Source organism: Candidatus Brevundimonas colombiensis (assembly GCA_029202665.1).
Lineage (GTDB): Bacteria > Pseudomonadota > Alphaproteobacteria > Caulobacterales > Caulobacteraceae > Brevundimonas > Brevundimonas colombiensis.
The window spans coordinates 1,167,739-1,186,639 of record CP119326.1 but is presented as its reverse complement, the minus strand read 5'-3'; the positions used below and the strand labels follow the sequence as shown (position 1 = coordinate 1,186,639).

The window sequence follows — 18,901 nt, the reverse complement described above, 5'->3', positions numbered from 1 at the left end:
AGGCGCCTCCGCTACATCCCCGCGATGCGGGCCGCGATCTGACGCATGAAGCCGCCCAGCAGCGCCCCCATCAGCGGCAGGAACAGGATCAGCGACACGAAGATGGCGATGATCTTGGGCGCATAGATCAGGGTCTGCTCCTGGATCTGGGTCAGGGCCTGGAACAGGCCGATCACCACGCCGACCACCAGCCCGACCAGCAGGACGGGCAGGCAAAGCTGGATCGTCAGCCAGATGGCGTCGCGGCCAACGTCCAGAACTTCGGCGCCGTTCATCGGCCTGCGCTCCTGCAAATCACTGGGCAGAAAATGCCGACAGGATGGTTAACAGGCCGCTAACCCGCGCCTTCGCGACGCAGCCCCTCCCCTTCCGTTTCGCTTGTGTCTATGTAGCCGACCATGACCGACGTTCGCTCCCCCAAAGTCACCCAGGCCGAAGCCGAAGCCGCCGTGCGCACCCTGATCGAATGGGCGGGCGACAATCCCTCGCGCGAGGGCCTGCTGGAAACCCCCGCCCGCGTGGCCAAGAGCTATCGCGAGCTGTTTCAGGGCTATGAGGTCGATCCGCTGTCCTATCTGGAGAAGACCTTCGAGGAGACGGGCGGCTACGACCAGCTGGTGGTGCTGAAGGACATCCGCTTCGTCAGCTTCTGTGAACACCACATGCTGCCGGTCGTGGGCAAGGCGCATGTCGCCTATCTGCCGACCGACCGGGTCGTGGGCATCTCCAAGCTGGCGCGGGTGGTGCGCGGCTTCGCCCGACGGCTTCAGATCCAGGAAAAGATGACCTCCGAGATCGCCGAGGCGATCCATACCGTGCTGCGCCCGCATGGCGTCGGCGTGGTCATCGAGGCCGAGCATTCCTGCATGACCCTGCGCGGCGTCAATGCGCCGGGCGCCAGCCTGTCGACCAGCCACCTGATCGGCGTGGTCCGCGACGATCCCCGTACGCGCGAAGAATTCCTGCGACTGGTGCGCGGCTGATTTTCCACCCACGGGTGAACTGGCGCAGCTTTTGCGTCTGACGGACCAGAGGAGGCGCTGACGATGCCCTGGTCCCTGGTTTCGACCCGCAATGAGACAGTTCGGATTGCGCGCGGCGGATGGCTGGATGCGCTGCGTTTCATCGTGGCCTTCCTGATCATCCTGCATCACTTCCAGGCCGCGGGACCTGAACCGCTGGCGCATGTGATCAATCCGATCTTCGAGCGCGGCGGCTTTCTGCTGACCAACTTCTTTCTGATCGACAGCGGCTATGTGCTGATGCGCGTCTATGGGGCGGCGGTGGACAAGGGGCGGATGTCGCCGGGCGACTTCTTCCTGAAGCGGTTCCTGCGCGTGGTTCCGGCCCATCTGATCATGGGTCTGTCGCTGGTCGGGTTCGTGCTGCTGGCCACCGCGGCCGGCGTCCCGCCGCGCAATCCCGAATGGTTCGCCTGGGACCAACTGCCCGCCCAACTGCTGCTGCTGCAGTCGTATGGCGTGCATGGCGGCCTGGGCTGGAACGCGCCGACATGGTCGATCTCGGCCCTGATCGGCTGTTACCTGGCCTTTCCCTGGATCATTCGCGGCCTGATGCGGCTGGGGCCGTGGTCGGCGCTGGCGATCGGCGTCGGCGTCTATCTGGCCGCCAATCAGCTGTGCTGGTCGTTCCTCGGCTATCCCGTCTATCAGATGCCGATGGGCTACGGCATCGTGCGGGCCCTGCCCCTGTTCTTCCTGGGAATGTGCCTGGCCTGGTTCGCCCAGAAGGTCTGGATCGCGCCGCGCCTGGCCGGCTGGGCAGGCGTCCTGGCCGCCATCGGCTTCTTCGCCCTGGAGCTTCACGACAAGCACGCCCTCATCGCCCTGGCGCTGATCTCGATCATCATCCTGGCCGCCGGCGCCGTGCCGGTGAAGCGGCCTTCCAAGGTGGTCGAGACGGCCGCCATGGTCTCCTTCTCCATGTTCATCTCCAACGAGGTGGTCCGCATCGCCTGGTTCGGCGTGGTCAACGCCGTGGAGGCCCGCTTCGCCCTGCCCGTCGCCGCGCAATGGGGCCTGTGGGGCCTGGGCGTCGCGGCGGCCGTGGGTTTCGCCTTCGCCTTCCACTTCGCCATCGACAACCCGATCCAGACCCGCATCAGAGGCTGGCTGAAACGCCGCAGCGCCCGGCGCGGCCAGCGCCAGCCCGAGCTTGGCCCGGTCATCTCCATCGACGGTTAGCCCGCCTCCCAGGTCGCCCTGGCGACTGACGATCCTCAACCCCAAGGTCGCCGTGGCGACCGACGATCCTCGACCAAAGTCGCTCTCTCCAGCCGTCCCGCTCTGGGTCAATGTCGGCGTCCACGCATCCTGAAGGATGTGCAGAACGGCCGATAACGGCGACTTGGGAGGAAATGGATCATGGCAACCGACGCACCCATTGCGTCCGGGGACGGGGAGCACACGGTCGATCGCAGCGATCGGCTTGTGATCCTGGCCTCGTCGGTCGGCACCGTCATCGAGTGGTACGACTTCTATCTTTACGGCTCGCTGGCGGCGATCATCACCGTCCAGTTCTTCTCGGGCGTCAACGAGACGACCGGCTATATCTTCGCCCTGATGGCCTTCGCCGCCGGGTTCGCGGTGCGGCCCTTCGGCGCCATCGTCTTCGGACGTCTGGGCGACCTGTGGGGACGCAAGAACACCTTCCTGGTGACCATGCTGCTGATGGGCCTGTCGACCTTCGTCGTCGGTCTTCTGCCGCCCTATGCGGTCATCGGCATCGCGGCGCCGATCATCCTGGTGCTGATGCGCCTGATCCAGGGCCTGGCCCTGGGCGGCGAATACGGCGGCGCCGCCACCTATGTCGCCGAACATGCGCCCAAGGGCAAACGCGGCTTCTACACCTCCTTCATCCAGATCACCGCCACCGCCGGCCTGATCCTGAGCCTGGCCGTCATCCTGGGCGTGCGTTTCGCCGTCGGCGAGGAAGCCTTCGCCGAATGGGGCTGGCGCATTCCCTTCCTGGTCTCGATCCTGCTGCTGGGCGTGTCCCTGTGGATCCGCCTGAAGCTGGCCGAAAGCCCGTCGTTCAAGAAGATGAAGGCCGAAGGCAAGGGCTCCAAGACCCCGCTGAAGGACAGCTTCGGCAAATGGCCCAACCTCAAGCTGGTGCTAATCGCCCTGGTGGGTCTGACCGCCGGTCAGGCCGTCATCTGGTACACCGGCCAGTTCTACGCCCTGTTCTTCCTGGAGCGGGTGCTGCGGGTCGATGCGACCCTGGTCTATGTGCTGCTGGCCATCGCGCTTCTGGCGGCCTCGCCCTTCTTCATCTTCTGGGGCTGGCTGTCGGACAAGGTGGGCAGAAAGCCGATCATCCTGGCCGGGTGCCTGATCGCGGCCCTGACCTATATGCCGCTGTTCAACGCCCTCACCCAGGCCGCCAATCCGCGCCTGGCCCAGGCCGCCGCCTCGGCGCCGGTTGTGATCTACGCCGATCCCGCCGACTGCCACCTGCAGTTCGATCCGGTCGGCAAGACGGTGTTCAACCACTCCTGCGACGTGGCCAAATCCTATCTGGCCAAGGCGGGCGTGACCTACACCAATGTCGCGGCCCCGGCCGGCACGGTGGCCCAGGTCCGCATCGGCGACCGCGCGGTGGTCGACAGCTTCCGCGGCGACGCCATGGCCCCGGCCGACTTCGCCGCCCGCAAGAAGACCTGGGACAAGGGCCTGGGCGAGGCCCTGACCGCCGCCGGCTATCCGGCCAAGGCCGACAGCGCCCTGGTCAACAAGCCGATGGTGGTGCTGATCCTGTTCATCCTCGGCTTCTATGTGACCATGGTCTACGGGCCGATCGCGGCGGCCCTGGTCGAGATGTTCCCGACCAAGATCCGCTACACCTCCATGTCCCTGCCCTATCACATCGGCAACGGCTGGTTCGGCGGCTTCCTGCCGACCACCGCCTTCGCCATGGTGGCCGCCACCGGCAACATCTACTACGGCCTGTGGTATCCGATCGTCGTGGCGCTGGCGACGGTCGTGCTGGGCTTCCTGCTGGTCAAGGAAGGCAAGGACGTCGATCTGAACGCCTGATCCTGCTTTCAGGCGCAACGGTGAGGCGGGTCGTCGAAAGACGGCCCGCCTTTCGCTTGTGAAACACCCCCCGCCCGGTTCAGATGCCCCCATGTTCAGCCTGACCATCCTCGGCCTGGTCGCCGCCTATATGGCGGTGCTGTTCGCCGTCGCCTGGCATCAGGAACGGCCGGCGGCCAGTGCGCGCGGCAAGGGGCTGGGGCCGTCGGTCTATGCCCTGTCGCTGGCCATCTACTGCACCTCCTGGACCTATTATGGCGCGGTCGGCACGGCGGCGCGCGACGGGTGGGAATATCTGCCCATCTACATCGGGCCGGTGATCGGCCTGACCCTGCTGTTCCCGCTGTGGCGGCGCATCGCGGCGGCCGCCCGGCGCGAGAACGTCGGCTCCATGGCCGACTTCGTGGCCTCCCGCTACGGCAAGAGCCAGACCCTGGGCGCGGCCGTCACCGTCGTCGCCATCCTGGGGTCCCTGCCCTATATCGCGCTGCAGCTGAAGTCGCTGTCGATGGCCGGCGCCCTGTTGACGGCGGGCACGCCGGTCGCGGGATCAGAGCGTCTGACGGTGCTGGTCCTGGCCGGGGTGCTGGCTTTTTTCGCCATCCTGTTCGGCGCGCGCCGGCCCGATCTGACCGAACACAATCGCGGCCTGATCCAGGCCATCGGTCTGGAATCGATGGTCAAGCTGGGCGCCCTTCTGTTCGTCGCCGTCTTCGCCCTGGTCCTGCTGCTGAACCAGGGATCGCCGCCCCGCATCATGGAGGGACTGGGGGCGCTGGCCGCGCCGCCTGACGTCACGCCGCGCTTCACCGCCATCACCCTGTTGTCGACCCTGGCGATCTTCTGCCTGCCACGTCAGTTTCACGTCGCCTTCGTCGAGGGCGCACAGCCGTCCGATGTCAGGCGGGCGCGCTGGATCTTTCCGCTCTATCTGATGCTGACCAGCCTTGCGGTTCTGCCGCTGGTGGCGGCGGGCGCGCTGTTCGCGCCCACGGTGAACCCCGATCTTCTGGTGCTGGGCCTGCCGTTCCAGCGCGGCGAGACCCTGCTGACCGCCATCGTCTTCGTCGGCGGTTTCTCGGCCGCAACGGCCATGGTGATCGTCGAGGCCGTGGCCCTGTCGGCCATGGTGTCCAACAGCCTGATCCTGCCCTTCCTGGCGCGCGATCGCTGGCGGGTGCGGGGCGACGCCTCGGACATGGCGGGGACCATCCTGCAGGTCCGGCGCGGGGCGATCGTGGCGGTCCTGCTGCTGGCCTGGCTCTATTACCAGGCGACGGATCAGTCGCACGGGCTGGCGGCCATGGGGCTGGTGTCCTTCGCCGCCCTGGCCCAGTTGGCGCCGGCCCTGTTCGGGGCGGTGCTGTGGCGCGGCGGCCATGCCCAGGGGGCGCTGGCGGGCATGGGGGCGGGCATGGGCGTGTGGATCGTCATGCTGGCCCTGCCGCAACTGGCCCCCGGCGCGCCCTGGCAGATCTATGTCATGCTGGGGATCAGGGATCCGCTGGCCCTGGGCGTCTTCGTCAGCCTGGGCCTGAACCTGGCGGCCTATGTCGGGGTGTCGCGCCTTGCTCGGCCGCGGTTGATCGACCGGGTCCAGGCCCGCGCCTTCGTGGATCGGCTGGGGCCGGACTGGATGGAGACAAGGCCCTCGCCGGCGGGGGCGTCGGTCGGCGACCTGCGCGCCCTGGTCGCCCGCTTCATCGGCGACGAACGGGCCGAGCGCGCCTTTTCCGCCTGGGGGCGAGAGACGGACACCAGGCTGCGCGACGCCGACCCGGCCGACGCCGCCCTGGCCCGCGCGGCCGAGCGGATGCTGGCGGGCGCCATCGGTGCGGCCTCGGCCCGCCGGGTCATCGCCGCCGCCCTGGCCGGGGTGGGCCGGGCGCCCGAGGACGTGGTGCGGATGCTGGACGAGGCGTCCCAGGCCGTCCAGTTCAACCGCGACCTGCTGCAGACCACGCTGGACAACATCGACCAGGGCGTGATCGTGGTGGACGAGGATCTGCGCGTCACCGCCTGGAACCGGCGCTATGTGGCCATGTTCGACCTGCCCGTCGGTTTCGTCCACGTCGGCCTGCCGATCGCCAACATCTATCGGCTGAACGCCGAGCGGGGCGAGAGCCCGAACGACATAGAGGTCTGGGTCGAACGGCGGCTGGAGGCCCTGAGCCGCCGCATCCCCCACGACCACGAACGTCAGCAGCCGGACGGACGGGTGCTGCGGTCATCGGGCGCGCCCATTCCCGGCGGAGGCTACGCCACCAGCTACACCGACATCACCGCCCTGAGACGCGCGGCGCGCCAGCTGGAAGAGGCCAACGAACGGTTGGAGGCGCGGGTGGCCGACCGCACAGCCCGACTGGACGAGGCCCGCCAGATCGCCGAGGACGCCACCGCCTCAAAGACCCGGTTCCTGGCCGCCGCCAGCCACGACCTGCTGCAGCCGCTGCACGCCGCGCGCCTGTTCATCGCCGCCCTGAAGGAGGAGCCTGCGCTTCAGGAGACGTCCAGCCGCGCCCTGGCCGTCAACGCCGATCGCGCCATCGACAGCGCCCACCGCCTGCTGACCGCCCTGCTGAACCTGTCCAAGCTGGAGGCCGGGGGCGTGCGGACCAATGTGACGCGGGTGTCGCTGGGGGGCCTGTTCGACGATCTGCGGCGCGAGTTCGCACCCGTCGCCGAGGCCAAAGGTCTGCGCCTGACGCTGACGCCGACGCGGCTGTGGGTGACGTCGGACCGCGACCTGCTGCGCTCCATGCTGCAGAACCTGGTCGCCAACGCGATCCGCTACACCGACCGGGGCCGGGTCCTGGTCGGGGTTCGACGCTGCGGCGAGACGGTGCGGCTGCTGGTCTGCGACACCGGGCGCGGCATTCCCCAGGCGCAGCAGGAGACGGTGTTCAACGAGTTCGTGCGCCTGCCGGGCGCGGCGGTGGACGAACCGGGCGCGGGCCTGGGGCTGGCCATCGTCAAACGCCTGTCCAGCCTGCTGGACCATCCGCTGTCGCTGACCTCAGACCTGGGGGCCGGGGCGACCTTCCGCATCGACCTGCGCCGCTGCGCGCCCGACGTGATCGCCGAGGTCGCGCCGTCGCACGATGTTCGACTGCCGCTGGCGGGGCTGAGGGTCCTGTGCGTGGACAACGAACCGGTGATCCTGGAGGCGCTGAACGCCCTTCTGACCCGCTGGGGCGCGCGGCCGACGCTGGTTTCCAGCGTCGAGGCGGCCATGGCGTCGAAAGGGCCTTTCGACGCCGCCGTGGTCGATCTTCATCTGGGCGACGGGCCGGAAGGCTTCGCCGTCATCGACTGGCTGCGGCCCCACGGGGTGCGCCGCATCGCCCTGGTCACCGCCGACACGCGCGAAGGGCTGAACGAACAGGCTGCGGCGGCCGGCGCCGTTCTGCTGCCCAAGCCGATCAAGCCGGCGGCGCTGAAAGCCTTTCTGTCCAGCTGATCAGCCAGGGTCCATCTGCTTGGCCAAGATGACCGCCTGGGTGCGGTTCTGGACGCCCAGCTTGCGGAAGACGCTGGTCAGGTGCGCCTTGATGGTGGCCTCAGACACGCCCAGGTCGAAGGCGATCTGTTTGTTCAGCCGCCCGGCTTTCAGCCCCTCGAGAATGCGCAGTTGCGAGGGCGTCAGGCTGGCCACCCGTTCGGCCAGATCGTCGTCCTCGGCCTCGGGCACGTCCGGGGCCCAGCCGTCGCCGGCCAGAATGGCGGCGATGGCTTCGACCATCTGCGGCAAGGCTGTGGACTTGGGAATGAAGCCGGCGGCGCCCAGACCCAGGGCGTTTCGCACCACCGGCGCATCCTCGCTGGCCGAGACCACCCCCACGGGCGCGGCCGGATGTTCGGCCCGCAACGCCGCCAGCCCCGCCATCCCTTCGCTGTCCGACAGTTTCAGGTCCAGCAGCAACAGGTCCACCGGACCCGCCTGCAGCGCCGCCCGGGCCTCGGCCAGGCTGGCGCATTCGATCACCTCGGCGCCCGGCGCCGCCTTGTCGACGGCCGAGCGCAAGGCGGCGCGAAACAGGGGGTGGTCGTCGGCGACGACGATGCGATCCATAGCGTCCTTCCCCTTGGGACGTCGTTCCCATGCGCGGCGTCTGATCGGCCGCGTCGTCGCCATCATGGCGCCGTTCGACTTTGGTCGAAACTAGACCAATGGCCAATGGTCTGGCGACGACATAGGCGGAATGCTTCGATCAAGGACGCCTGCGGAGACGGGCGCGGAGGAGCTCAGCATGACCAGGACCACCCTTTTCGCGGGCGCCGCCGTCGTCGCCCTGTTGTCCGCGCCGGGCATCGCCTCGGCCCAGTCCAGCCAGGCCGCGCTGGAGGCGCGCATCGCCCAGCTGGAAGCCGAACTGAACGCCCTGAAGGGCGAGGTCGTCGCCGCGCGAACCCAGCAGGCCGCCCAGGCCCAGGACATCATCCGGCTGGAAACCCGCCCCGCCGCGGCCCCCGCCAATCAGGGCCCGGCTCAGCAGGCCGCCCTTCCCACGCTGAGTGAAGGTTTCCGCATCGGCGATCACACCGTCAAGTTCGGCGGCTTCGTCAAGGTCGACGCCTACGCCAGCCGCTACTCCGGCGGGGATCCGGTCAATGGCGACGCCCTGCGCGAATTCCACATCCCCGGCTCCATCCCCATCGGCGGATCGAAGGAGGATACGGCCACCGACTTCAACGCCCGCCAGACCCGCTTCTGGCTGACCACCGACGGGATGGTGGGCGGCCACAAGATCGGCACGCGCATGGAGATGGACTTCCAGACCCTGCCCGGCGCCGGCGATCAGCGCACGACCAGCCCGGCCAATCCGGCCCTACGCCGCGCATTCATCACCATCGACAACTGGCTGATCGGCCAGGAATGGACCAACTTCCAGAACACCGCCGTCCTGCCCGAATCCGCCGACTTCGTCGGTGCGGCCGAAGGCACGGTCTTCGCCCGCCAGGTTCAGGTCCGCTATACGCGCGGCCCCTTGTCGGTCTCGGTCGAGAACCCCGAGACCACCGTGACCCCGTTCGGCGGCGGGGCGCGCATCGTCGCCGACGACAACAGCCTGCCGGACTTCACCGCCCGCTATGCGGTGTCCCGGCCCTGGGGCGATTTCCAGTTCGCGGGCCTGCTGCGCCAGCTGAAGTATCAGAATCCGGCGACCAGCATCGATTCCACCACGACCGGCTGGGGCCTGTCGGCCTCGACCAAGATCAAGGTCGGGTCCAAGGACGACCTGCGCCTGATGGTGACCGGGGGCGAAGGCATCGGCCGCTATGTGGGGCTGAACTTCTCCAACGACGCGGTGCTGAACGCCTCGGGCGATCTGGACGCGATCGGCGTGGTCGCCGGCTTCGCCGCCTATCGGCACGTCTGGGCGCCGGGCTGGCGCTCCAGCCTGATCTGGTCGGGCCAGAAGGTGGACAACGACATCGCCTTCACCGGCCTGGCCGCCAACCGGTCGGCTCAGAGCATCCACGCCAACTTGATCTGGTCGCCGGTTACGGCGTTTGATGTGGGCGCCGAGCTGATGTTCGCGGATCGCGAGATCGAGACCGGCGCCAGCGGCGACATGACCCGTCTGATCCTGTTCGCCAAATACGGATTCTGATTCCCTGCCGGAGACGCCGCGCGTGCCTGATCAAGACCTCTATCCCGTCCCCGCGGACTGGGCCGCCAAGGCCCATATGAACCGGCAGGCCTATGAGGCCGCGCGGGTCGCCGCCCGCGAGACCCCCGACGCCTTCTGGGCCGAACAGGCCAAACGACTGGACTGGATCACCCCCCCGACCAGGATCAAGGATGTCTCCTTCAGGAAGGAGGATTTCCGCATCCGCTGGTTCGAGGACGGGGTGCTGAACGTCTCGGCCGAGTGCATCGACCGCCACCTGCCGCACCGCAAGGACGAGACGGCCATCATCTGGGAAGGCGACGATCCCGCCGACAGCCGCCGCATCACCTATGGCGAGTTGCACGCCGAGGTGTGTCGCATGGCCAATGTGCTGAAGGCGCACGGGGCCAAGAAGGGCGACCGCATCACCCTGTATCTGCCGATGATCCCCGAGGCCGCCTACGCCATGCTGGCCTGCGCGCGGATCGGCGCGGTCCATTCGGTGGTGTTCGGCGGATTTTCTCCAGACAGCCTGTGCGGCCGGATCGAGGACTGCGGCTCCAACCTGGTCATCACCGCCGACGAGGGACTGCGCGGCGGCAAGCACGTTCCGCTGAAGGCCAATGTCGACGAGGCCCTGAAGAAGGTGAAGGTCGATACGGTCCTGGTGGTGCGCCGCACCGACCGCGACGTGCCGATGACCGAAGGGCGCGACTTCGACTATGGGCTGGAGGCGGCCAAGGCCGACGCCGACTGTCCGCCCGAGCCGATGAACGCCGAGGACCCGCTGTTCATCCTCTACACCTCCGGCTCGACCGGAAAGCCCAAGGGGGTGCTGCACACCACGGGCGGATACCTGTTCTGGGCCGCATGGACGCACGAGATCGTCTTCGACTACCGCCCCGGAGAGGTCTTCTGGTGCACCGCCGACGTGGGCTGGGTCACGGGTCACTCCTACATGGTCTATGGGCCGCTGGCGAACGCGGCGACGACCCTGATGTTCGAGGGCGTGCCCAACTATCCCGACGCCGGCCGGTTCTGGCAGGTGGTGGACAAGCACAAGGTCGAGATCTTCTACACCGCTCCCACGGCGCTTCGCGCCCTGATGCGCGAGGGCGACGGACCGGTGAAGGCCGCCTCGCGCGCCTCGCTGCGCCTGTTGGGCACGGTGGGCGAGCCGATCAACCCCGAGGCCTGGCGCTGGTATCACGAGGTGGTCGGCGACGGCCGCTGCCCCATCGTGGACACCTGGTGGCAGACCGAGACCGGCGGCCATCTGATCACCCCCCTGCCCGGCGCCACGGACCTGAAGCCCGGATCGGCCACCCTGCCCCTGCCGGGCGTCGAGCTTGAGATCGTGGACGCCGACGGTCAGCCGCTTGACGGCGCCGTGTCGGGCAATCTGTGCATCACCGACAGCTGGCCCGGCCAGATGCGCACCGTCTATGGCGACGACCAGCGCTTCTTCGACACCTATTTCTCGACCTATCCGGGCCGTTACTTCACCGGCGACGGCTGCCGCCGGGACGAGGACGGATACTATTGGATCACCGGCCGGGTGGACGACGTCATCAATGTGTCGGGCCACCGCATGGGCACCGCCGAGATCGAGAGCGCCCTGGTGCTGCACGACATCGTCGCCGAGGCGGCCGTGGTCGGCTTCCCCCATGACATCAAGGGTCAGGGCATCTACGCCTATGTCACCCTGAACCGAGGCGTCGAGCCGACCGAGGAACTGAGGAAGGCCCTGGTCGCCCATGTCCGCCAGGAGATCGGCCCCATCGCCGCGCCCGACGTCATCCAGTGGGCGCCGGGCCTGCCCAAGACCCGATCCGGCAAGATCATGCGTCGCATCCTGCGTAAAATCGCCGAGAACGAGATCGGCGCCCTGGGCGACACCTCGACCCTGGCCGATCCCTCGGTGGTGGACGATCTGGTCAAGAACCGCGCCGGGGCGTGACACGGGGTTTCAACACGGGGTTTCAACAGGGGGGCATAGCGGCCTATCAGGGGCAAGGGCGCTTGCGCCCTTGCCCCTGACGCCGACCGAGCCTGTTCCATGCCCCGTTTCCTGTCCCGCCTGCCGATCGACCGCTATCTGCTGGCCCTGATCGGCATGGTCGTGCTGGCGGCCTTGCTGCCGGCCAGGGGACAGGCCGCCGAGGGGCTGGACCGCGTGGTCAAGGTCGCCATCGCCCTGCTGTTCTTCCTGTATGGCGCGCGGATGTCGCCGGCGGCGATCAAGGCCGGCGTCCTGCATTGGCGCCTGCAGGGGACGGTGCTGGCCAGCACCTTCGTCATCTTCCCCATCCTGGGGCTGATCCTGGTGTCCGCCATGCGCGGCTGGCTGCAGGCCGACCTGCTGACGGGCATGCTGTTCCTGTGTCTGCTGCCGTCCACGGTGCAGTCGTCGATCGCCTTCACCTCGATCGCCGGGGGCAATGTGCCCGGCGCCCTGACCAGCGCCAGCCTGTCGCAGATGCTGGGCGTCATCGCGACGCCGCTTCTGGTCGCCTGGCTGATCGGGGGCGAAGGCGGCGGCGTGCGCCTGCAGTCCATCATCGACATCGCACTTCAGATCCTGGCGCCCTTCGCCGTGGGCCAGTTGTGCCGGCCGTTGCTGAAAGCCTGGCTGGACCGCCACGCCAAACTGACCAGCATGGTCGACCGCGGCTCGATCCTGCTGATCGTCTACGCGGCCTTCAGCGAGGGCATGGTCGCGGGCGTCTGGTCCCAGGTCTCGCTGGCGGATCTAGTCAAGGTCCTGGCCCTGAACGTCGCGCTGCTGACCGTCGCCCTGACGGTGACCCTGTCGCTGGGGCGCCTGCTGCGCTTCGACCGGCCGGATCGGATCGTCATCCTGTTCTGCGGATCAAAGAAGAGCATCGTCACCGGCATTCCCTTGGCCGGCATCCTGTTCGCCGGTCACGAGGTCGCGCTGATCGTCCTGCCGATCATGCTGTTCCACCAGATCCAGCTGTTCGCCTGCACCGTCATCGCCCAGCGCTACGCCCGAGAGAATGCGGCGCGCGCATCGCTTGAGCCGGCGGCCGGGTTGCGATAGACCGCCCTCAGGCCATCGCGGGCATGATGTAGTGGTAGCCTGAAAGCTTCCCAAGCTTTTCGTGCGGGTTCGATTCCCGCTGCCCGCTCCAGCCGTCGCGATGCGGCGCCCGGTCCTTCGCCTCAGTCCACCGCCTCAACCGTGACGCCGCGCCTGGCCAGGATGGCCTGGACGCTGTCGTCGCCCGCCAGATGTCCGGCGCCCACGGCGATGAAGGCCGTGCCCGAGCCCTGGAGCAGGGTCTGGATCTGGTCGGCCCAGTCGGTGTTCCGGTTCACCAGCAGCGCCTGATAGAGGGCGGGCGAGGCGTCCTTCATCTCCTCGACCATGACACGGTCGATGGCGTCCACGTCGCCCCTGGCCCAGGCCGAGACCATCTCGTCCAGCTTGATCGTGGCGTTCTCGTAGTCCTTCAGCGTCTCGCGCAGGAAGGCCATCTGCACGTCGTCGGGCAGGTCGGCCAGGATGCCGATCTGTTTGTCGAGGGTCTCGAAGCCGTGGATCGGCTTGCCGGCCGCCTCGGCCCGCGCCTTCAGCACCAGTTCGACGCCGGACTTGGGATCGTAACCGGCCTTGACCAGGGGCGCGACCGACAGGCTGAGCGCCGCCAGCCACGGCCGCATCGGCTGAAGCTGGGCGGCGGACGCGCCCATCGCCTTGGCCGCCTCGTCCAGCCTGACGTTCTCCTCGGGCGTCAGACGGCTGGACAATGGCGTGTCGAGCGACAGGCCGCGCTGCTGGATCAGGGGCATCAGCGCCGCCTGATCGTCGGGGTTGCTGATCTCGAACCAGATGTCCGAGGCGCTGTCGAAGGCGGCCTGGACGCGCGGGCTGGCCCAGCCCGTCGTCGGGCGCAGCACATGCACCGAACCGAACAGATACAGGGTGGAATCCGCGTCCTTGACGACCCACAGCGCCGGTCCCTGGCCCTGGATCGGCGCCGGGGCTGCGACGGGGGCGGGGGCGGCAGCGGCCGGCTGGGCCTGCGCCAGGGCGTCGGCCGGGGCGACCGCGACGGCGGCCAGCACGGCCAGACCGCCAGCGACGCCGACGACGCTGCGAGCGACGGTGAAGACCGAGGTCTTGAGCAGGCGAACGAGGGTCATGTCTGGTCCTTGATTGAACGAAAGGAGGCGATCGGCATGGCGCGCCCGCCGGGCCGGACTATTCGGAAAAGATGGATTCGATGGGCTGGCCGAAGACGCGGGCGATCTTGAAGGCCAGCGGCAGGGACGGGTCATAGCGACCGGTCTCCAGCGCATTCACGGTCTGGCGCGACACGCCCAGCTGTTCGGCCAACTGCGCCTGGCTCCAGTCACGCTCGGCGCGCAGGACCTTGAGACGGTTATTCATGGCTCAGCCCCGCATCCGCGCCCACCACCAGCCCCAGGCGAGGGCGTAGCCCACCACCTGGAACAGCAGGATGCTCATCATGCCGCCGACGACGAGGTCGATCGGTTTCGTGTCCGCCGACAGGATGCCGCCGAGGTCGACATGGCGGATCGCCAGGGTGAAGACGACGGCGAGGCCCAGCATCATCCCGGCGCTGCCGCCCCAATACCACGCCCATTTGTGCGCTTCACGCGCCGCCTCGTCGAGATTGCGCCACCACCAGATCGACAGGGCCAATGCGGCCGCCATCACGACGACCAGGAAGACCGCGGAGCCCACCAGCCCGCCGACGCCGGGGCGTTCCGACAGGAAGCCTGCGCCGAAGCCGCCGATCATGCCCAACACGCCGATGATCAGCATCAGACCCAGAATGCCGCCAGCGCTCATGGGTTTGACGGATTTCATGAATGGCCTCGCCGCGCGCTGAATGTTTAGACAAGCGTCTTTTACATCAGCCCTTCACGATGTCAAACATGCTTTCCAAGACCGTAAAAGGCGTCAGTCGCCGGGTTGGGCGGCGATCAGTTCGGGACGGCTGAGGACGCGCGGGGCGGTTTCGACCGGCGCCAGGTCAGGCAGGGTCTTGCCCTCGTGATCGACCTGCAGATCCTCGAACCGTTTGGCCGAGACCATGACCTGGCTCTCCAGCGAACCGACGAACTGATTGTATTTGCCCACGGCCTGATCCAGTGCGCGGCCGACGGCCGAGGCGTGACCGCCCATGACGGACAGGCGCTTGTAAAGCTCGCGCCCCAGGGCGGCGACCTTGTCGGCGTTGGCGGCCTGCTCCTCGGCCCGCCAGCCATAGGCCACAGCCTTGCACAGGGCGAATAGGGTGGAGGGGGTGGCGATGACGACACGCGATTCCATCGCGTCGGACAGGAGATCCGGCGCATGGTCCAGCGCCACGGCCAGGAAGCTGTCGCCCGGCACGAACAGGACGACGAAGTCCGGGCTGGGCTTGAACTGGTCCTGATAGGCCTTGGACGACAGCTGGCGCACATGGGTCTTCAGGCTGGCGGCGGTGCGCAGGCCCACCGAACGGGCGCGCGCCTCCTCGTCGCCGTCGTCGTCCTCGAAGGCCAGGGGCACCTTGGCGTCGATGACGAACATGCCGCCGCCGGGCAGACGCACGATGAAGTCGGGCCGGGTCTGACGCCCGTCGTCGTCGGCGCTGGAGGTCTGTTCGGTGAAGTCGAACCGCCCCGCCATGCCGGCGGCCTCCAGCACATTACGGCAGGTCTGCTCGCCCCAGCGGCCGCGCCGGCCGGTGTTGCCGCGCAGGGCCTCGGTCAGTTTGCGCGCCTCGTCGCGCGTGGCCGAGGACGCCGCCATCAGGGCCGCCAGCTGTTCGCGCAGGCCCCCCGTCTCTTCCGACCGGGCCTTCTCCAGCGCGGCGACATGCTCCTGAAAACGGGTCAGGGTGTCGGAGACGGGCTTCAGCTGGGCGGCCATACGCTCGCGCGCCAGCAGGTCCTGGGCGCGGAAGGTCTCGGTGGCGCGACTGACCATCTGGTCGGCGACGACCTGGGCCGACTGGGCGGCCTGGGCCTTCAGATAGTCATTCATCGTGACCCGGCTTTCCTCGATCAGGTCGATGCGCGCCAGGGCCGTCGCCAGTTCGCCGCGCGTCCTCTGCCAGCCCATGAAGGCCCACAGAAAGCCGCCTGCGAGGGCGGCGGCGACCAGAGCGAGAATGACGACGATCATGTTCATGCTCCGTTCCTAGCGGGAGTCGCTGGAGATGAGAAGCGTTCCGCCCCGCGTCGCGTACGGGCCGCGAGCGGCCGGACGTCGCGTTCAGGAACGCAGCCGTTCGCGTCACGTTGGTTTGATTGAAATCGGAGGAGGACCAGGATGAACCCGCAAGAACCCGCCCGCCACGACAAGGCCGCCGACGCCGTGCACGACGGTCGGCCGGTCGATGCCGAATATGTCCGCGCCGGCAGGAAGAGCCCGCGCATCCTGGTGCTGCTGGTGGTGTCCACCCTGGCGGCGGCGGTTCTGCTGCTGGGCTTCTGGTTCGTGTCGAACGGCGCCTTCGAATCGCAGAACCCGACGACCGGCGAACAGGCCGCCGACGCGCGCGCCTTCGACGGCGACAGCCGGACGCCGCCCGCCGCCGACGCCCCGACCGACGCCACGGGCCGCGCACAGCCGGTTCAGACCGGCGAGGCGCCGAACGTCAACGCCCCGACCCAGCCCTCGAACTGAGCCTGATCAGGTCGGGCGGCGCGCCTTCAACGCCTGGACGATGGTGCCGTCGTCCAGCCAGTCCAGTTCGCCCCCGACCGGCACGCCGCGCGCCAGGGACGTGACCTCCACCTGCGGCCCGGCGATGCGCTCGGCCACATAGTGGGCTGTGGTCTGGCCGTCGACAGTGGCCGGCAGGGCCAGCACGACCTCGCGCACGCCGCCGCCCCTTACCCGCCCGACCAATTCGGTGATGCGCAGATGCTCAGGCCCCACGCCGTCCAGCGCGGACAACAGGCCGCCCAGCACGTGATACTTGCCGCGAAAGGCGCCGGACCGCTCCATCGCCCACAGGGCGCCCGCCTCCTCGACCACGCAGATCAGGCCGTTGTCGCGCGCGCCGTCCGAACAGATGGCGCAGGGATCGCGGGTGTCCGGCGCGCCGCAGACCGAGCAGGACACGACCTTTTCCGCCGTTTCGGCCAGGGACGCCGCCAGCGGGACCAGCAACTGCTCGCGCCGCTTCAACAGGGCCAATGCCGCGCGCCGGGCCGAGCGCGGACCCAGGCCCGGCAGTTTGGCGAGAAGCGAGATGAGCCGTTCGATCTCCGGTCCTGCGGAGGCGGCCATCAGAACAGTTTCGGCATTCCGGGAATGTTCATCCCGGCCATCGGACCTGCGGCCTCGCGCATCAGGGCGTTGTTCTGTTCGTCCAGCTTGCGCTTGGCGTCCGCATGGGCGGCGACGATCAGATCGGCCAGGATGTCGCCTTCGCCCGGCGTCAGCAGGCTGTCGTCGATCTTGATGGCCGTGATCTCGCCCGGGCCCCTGAGGGACACGGACACCAGGCCCCCGCCCGAGGAGCCGTCGGCCGTGGTCTCGGCCATCCTGGCCTGGGCGTCCTGCAGCTTTTGCTGCATCGCCTGAGCCTGCTGCATCAGTTGAGTCAGATCTTTCATGGTCCCTAGATAGGGCGAAGACGGCCCATGCGACAGGGGTTTCGGCGGCGGGTCGCAGAATCGGAAACGCTGAGGCGCCGCATTGGCTCTTGCGGCGTCGGCGAAAGGGCCTAATTAGCACCCGACTACGTTGCTATTCCGATCCGAAAGTCAGTTTCATGGCCTATGACGCCCCTACCCAACGCGACGCCCCCCTGTCGGACGCCGCCCTGTCGCAGCTGTTCACCGAGGCGCGCACGCGCAACGGCTGGACCGACCGGCCCGTCGCTCCGGAACTGTTGCATCGGCTCTATGAGCTGACCAAGTTCGGCCCGACGGCGGTCAATGGTTCGCCCGCCCGTTTCGTCTTCGTCACCTCGCCCGAGGCCAAGGCGCGCCTGATCCCGCTGATGAGCGAGGGCAATCGCGACAAGACCCAACAGGCGCCGGTGACGCTGATCCTGGGGCACGACATGGACTTCCACGACCATCTGGACGCCCTGTTCCCGCACGCGCCGGGGGCCAGCGCCTGGTTCTCGGACGAGGCTGGCCGTCGCGAGACCGCCTTCCGCAACGCCTCGCTGCAGGGCGGCTATCTGACCATCGCCGCCCGCGCCCTGGGTCTGGACGTCGGGCCGATGTCGGGCTTCGACGCGGCGGGGGTGAAGGCCGCGTTCTTCCCCGACGGCAATGTCGAGCCGAACTATATCCTCAACCTGGGCTATGGCTCGGACGAGAACCTGTTCCCGCGCTCGCCGCGCCTGTCGTTCGACCAAGCGGCGCAGATCCTCTGAGCGAGCGGTTCATCGCCGGAAATGAAGAAGGGCGGCCCGTCGGGGCCGCCCTTTTTGTCGTCCTGACGTCGCCGTGGCGATCAGTGGTTGGCCGGCGCGGGGCTGGTCGCCGCGGGCGGGGCGGCCGCGGCAGCCTGGGTCGCGGCCGGCGCGCCCTCGGCGGGGGTCTTGGCGGTCGCCTCGGTCGCCGCGGCGCCTTCGGCCACGGGGGCGGCGCCGGGGGCGGGGGCCGCAGCGCCCGGCTGACGCGAGGGATCGGGGGCGGGAATTGCGAAACCGCCGGACCCTTGCGTCCGCAGCCAGGCGATCAGATTGATGCGCGTCTGCGTATCCCGGATGCCGGCGAAGGACATCTTGGTGCCCGGCACATATTTGGCCGGGGCGGTGATGAAGCTGTTGATCTGGTCATAACCCCAGGTCGAGGTCTCGGCCTTGTGCTTGGTCATGGCGTCGGAATAGGCGAAGCCCGCCCGGTGCTCGACCGGACCGCCGACCACGCCCCACAAGTTCGGACCGATCTTGTCGGCGCCGCCCTGGTGCGCGTCGTGACAGGCCTGGCAGCGCGCGAAGGCGGCCTCGCCGGCGGCCAGATCGGCGGTCGGCAGGACCGTGCCCCAGTCCGGCGCCAATTCCGGCGCTTCAGCCCCCGCCGCCTCGTCCGGCGCATCGACGAAATAGCCCATCTTTTCCGGTGGCGCGGAATGATAGACCAGGCCCGAGGCCTGCTGCACCACCAGGATGACGAACGCCGTCCCCAGGGCCGCGCCGAAAATCTTGTTCCACTTCAGATCGCCGCTCATGCGCCCCGTCGCTCCCCTCTGCCGCTTCCAGGCCGTTGAACCGCCCG

Annotated in this window: 18 protein-coding genes and 1 tRNA gene; 10 read left to right on the top strand and 9 right to left on the bottom strand. The window is 68.3% G+C overall.

The window, feature by feature from the left end; genetic code table 11:
• Positions 1-11: 11 nt before the first annotated feature.
• The gene (gene fliQ, locus P0Y50_05560) at positions 12-275 is read right to left on the bottom strand and encodes a flagellar biosynthesis protein FliQ (protein ID WEK41071.1); all 264 of its coding nucleotides are present in this window, start codon (positions 273-275) and stop codon (positions 12-14) included.
• Positions 276-398: 123 nt separating this feature from the next.
• On the opposite strand from fliQ, the gene folE reads away from it, so the two are divergent.
• The 4 genes from folE (at position 399) to P0Y50_05540 (ending at position 7,518) form a co-directional block, all read left to right on the top strand.
• A complete protein-coding gene (folE, locus tag P0Y50_05555) occupies positions 399-983 on the top strand; it encodes a GTP cyclohydrolase I FolE (protein ID WEK41070.1) in 585 nt (194 codons plus the stop codon).
• A gap of 63 nt (positions 984-1,046) precedes the next feature.
• Positions 1,047-2,204: an acyltransferase gene (locus P0Y50_05550; GenBank protein WEK41069.1), complete on the top strand. Its 1,158-nt coding sequence runs from the start codon at positions 1,047-1,049 to the stop codon at positions 2,202-2,204.
• A gap of 180 nt (positions 2,205-2,384) precedes the next feature.
• Positions 2,385-4,058, top strand: a complete 1,674-nt coding sequence (locus P0Y50_05545) for an MFS transporter (GenBank protein ID WEK41068.1) — start codon at positions 2,385-2,387, stop codon at positions 4,056-4,058.
• Between the two features lie 91 nt (positions 4,059-4,149).
• Positions 4,150-7,518 (top strand): PAS domain-containing hybrid sensor histidine kinase/response regulator, encoded by a 3,369-nt coding sequence (locus tag P0Y50_05540; GenBank protein ID WEK41067.1) that lies wholly within the window; start codon positions 4,150-4,152, stop codon positions 7,516-7,518.
• Here the strand turns inward: P0Y50_05540 and P0Y50_05535 are convergent, their stop codons facing one another.
• Positions 7,519-8,130: a response regulator transcription factor gene (locus P0Y50_05535; GenBank protein WEK41066.1), complete on the bottom strand. Its 612-nt coding sequence runs from the start codon at positions 8,128-8,130 to the stop codon at positions 7,519-7,521. It abuts the gene before it with no gap.
• 178 nt (positions 8,131-8,308) lie between these two features.
• Between P0Y50_05535 and P0Y50_05530 the strand changes: the two genes are divergently transcribed.
• The 4 genes from P0Y50_05530 to P0Y50_05515 all read left to right on the top strand — a co-directional run bounded on the left by P0Y50_05530 (position 8,309) and on the right by P0Y50_05515 (position 12,828).
• Positions 8,309-9,673, top strand: a complete 1,365-nt coding sequence (locus P0Y50_05530) for a DcaP family trimeric outer membrane transporter (protein WEK41065.1) — start codon at positions 8,309-8,311, stop codon at positions 9,671-9,673.
• 22 nt (positions 9,674-9,695) lie between these two features.
• Positions 9,696-11,633, top strand: a complete 1,938-nt coding sequence (gene acs / locus P0Y50_05525) for an acetate--CoA ligase (protein WEK41064.1) — start codon at positions 9,696-9,698, stop codon at positions 11,631-11,633.
• Between the two features lie 99 nt (positions 11,634-11,732).
• Positions 11,733-12,737: a bile acid:sodium symporter gene (locus P0Y50_05520; protein ID WEK41063.1), complete on the top strand. Its 1,005-nt coding sequence runs from the start codon at positions 11,733-11,735 to the stop codon at positions 12,735-12,737.
• A 17-nt stretch (positions 12,738-12,754) separates the two neighbouring features.
• Positions 12,755-12,828 (top strand) — tRNA-Gly (locus P0Y50_05515).
• A gap of 31 nt (positions 12,829-12,859) precedes the next feature.
• Here P0Y50_05515 and P0Y50_05510 read toward each other — a convergent pair.
• The 4 genes from P0Y50_05510 to P0Y50_05495 all read right to left on the bottom strand — a co-directional run bounded on the left by P0Y50_05510 (position 12,860) and on the right by P0Y50_05495 (position 15,845).
• Positions 12,860-13,843 (bottom strand): TraB/GumN family protein, encoded by a 984-nt coding sequence (locus P0Y50_05510; protein ID WEK41062.1) that lies wholly within the window; start codon positions 13,841-13,843, stop codon positions 12,860-12,862.
• A gap of 58 nt (positions 13,844-13,901) precedes the next feature.
• Complete coding sequence (locus P0Y50_05505) at positions 13,902-14,090, bottom strand: helix-turn-helix transcriptional regulator (protein ID WEK41061.1); 189 nt, start codon at positions 14,088-14,090, stop codon at positions 13,902-13,904.
• Between the two features lie 3 nt (positions 14,091-14,093).
• A complete protein-coding gene (locus P0Y50_05500; GenBank protein ID WEK41060.1) occupies positions 14,094-14,534 on the bottom strand; it encodes a hypothetical protein in 441 nt (146 codons plus the stop codon).
• 93 nt (positions 14,535-14,627) lie between these two features.
• Positions 14,628-15,845, bottom strand: a complete 1,218-nt coding sequence (locus P0Y50_05495) for a DNA recombination protein RmuC (protein WEK41059.1) — start codon at positions 15,843-15,845, stop codon at positions 14,628-14,630.
• 141 nt (positions 15,846-15,986) lie between these two features.
• Here P0Y50_05495 and P0Y50_05490 point away from each other — a divergent pair, with 141 nt between their 5' ends.
• Complete coding sequence (locus P0Y50_05490) at positions 15,987-16,343, top strand: hypothetical protein (protein WEK41058.1); 357 nt, start codon at positions 15,987-15,989, stop codon at positions 16,341-16,343.
• Between the two features lie 6 nt (positions 16,344-16,349).
• Here the strand turns inward: P0Y50_05490 and recR are convergent, their stop codons facing one another.
• Positions 16,350-16,952, bottom strand: coding sequence for a recombination mediator RecR (recR, locus tag P0Y50_05485; protein WEK41057.1), 603 nt, complete (start codon positions 16,950-16,952; stop codon positions 16,350-16,352).
• Positions 16,952-17,281, bottom strand: a complete 330-nt coding sequence (locus tag P0Y50_05480; protein ID WEK41056.1) for a YbaB/EbfC family nucleoid-associated protein — start codon at positions 17,279-17,281, stop codon at positions 16,952-16,954. Before P0Y50_05480 ends, recR begins: the two co-directional genes overlap by 1 nt.
• 158 nt (positions 17,282-17,439) lie before the next feature.
• On the opposite strand from P0Y50_05480, the gene P0Y50_05475 reads away from it, so the two are divergent.
• A complete protein-coding gene (locus P0Y50_05475; protein WEK41055.1) occupies positions 17,440-18,054 on the top strand; it encodes a malonic semialdehyde reductase in 615 nt (204 codons plus the stop codon).
• A gap of 80 nt (positions 18,055-18,134) precedes the next feature.
• Here the strand turns inward: P0Y50_05475 and P0Y50_05470 are convergent, their stop codons facing one another.
• Positions 18,135-18,854, bottom strand: a complete 720-nt coding sequence (locus P0Y50_05470; GenBank protein WEK41054.1) for a cytochrome c family protein — start codon at positions 18,852-18,854, stop codon at positions 18,135-18,137.
• Positions 18,855-18,901: the final 47 nt, after the last annotated feature.

What these genes read in the sequence shown, in the direction of transcription:
- fliQ (WEK41071.1), bottom strand. Translation starts at nt 275, where the DNA reads ATGAACGGCGCCGAAGTTCTGGACGTTGGCCGCGACGCCATCTGGCTG.
- folE (WEK41070.1), top strand. Translation starts at nt 399, where the DNA reads ATGACCGACGTTCGCTCCCCCAAAGTCACCCAGGCCGAAGCCGAAGCC.
- P0Y50_05550 (WEK41069.1), top strand. Translation starts at nt 1,047, where the DNA reads ATGCCCTGGTCCCTGGTTTCGACCCGCAATGAGACAGTTCGGATTGCG.
- P0Y50_05545 (WEK41068.1), top strand. Translation starts at nt 2,385, where the DNA reads ATGGCAACCGACGCACCCATTGCGTCCGGGGACGGGGAGCACACGGTC.
- P0Y50_05540 (WEK41067.1), top strand. Translation starts at nt 4,150, where the DNA reads ATGTTCAGCCTGACCATCCTCGGCCTGGTCGCCGCCTATATGGCGGTG.
- P0Y50_05535 (WEK41066.1), bottom strand. Translation starts at nt 8,130, where the DNA reads ATGGATCGCATCGTCGTCGCCGACGACCACCCCCTGTTTCGCGCCGCC.
- P0Y50_05530 (WEK41065.1), top strand. Translation starts at nt 8,309, where the DNA reads ATGACCAGGACCACCCTTTTCGCGGGCGCCGCCGTCGTCGCCCTGTTG.
- P0Y50_05520 (WEK41063.1), top strand. Translation starts at nt 11,733, where the DNA reads ATGCCCCGTTTCCTGTCCCGCCTGCCGATCGACCGCTATCTGCTGGCC.
- P0Y50_05510 (WEK41062.1), bottom strand. Translation starts at nt 13,843, where the DNA reads ATGACCCTCGTTCGCCTGCTCAAGACCTCGGTCTTCACCGTCGCTCGC.
- P0Y50_05505 (WEK41061.1), bottom strand. Translation starts at nt 14,090, where the DNA reads ATGAATAACCGTCTCAAGGTCCTGCGCGCCGAGCGTGACTGGAGCCAG.
- P0Y50_05500 (WEK41060.1), bottom strand. Translation starts at nt 14,534, where the DNA reads ATGAAATCCGTCAAACCCATGAGCGCTGGCGGCATTCTGGGTCTGATG.
- P0Y50_05495 (WEK41059.1), bottom strand. Translation starts at nt 15,845, where the DNA reads ATGAACATGATCGTCGTCATTCTCGCTCTGGTCGCCGCCGCCCTCGCA.
- P0Y50_05490 (WEK41058.1), top strand. Translation starts at nt 15,987, where the DNA reads ATGAACCCGCAAGAACCCGCCCGCCACGACAAGGCCGCCGACGCCGTG.
- recR (WEK41057.1), bottom strand. Translation starts at nt 16,952, where the DNA reads ATGGCCGCCTCCGCAGGACCGGAGATCGAACGGCTCATCTCGCTTCTC.
- P0Y50_05480 (WEK41056.1), bottom strand. Translation starts at nt 17,281, where the DNA reads ATGAAAGATCTGACTCAACTGATGCAGCAGGCTCAGGCGATGCAGCAA.
- P0Y50_05475 (WEK41055.1), top strand. Translation starts at nt 17,440, where the DNA reads ATGGCCTATGACGCCCCTACCCAACGCGACGCCCCCCTGTCGGACGCC.
- P0Y50_05470 (WEK41054.1), bottom strand. Translation starts at nt 18,854, where the DNA reads ATGAGCGGCGATCTGAAGTGGAACAAGATTTTCGGCGCGGCCCTGGGG.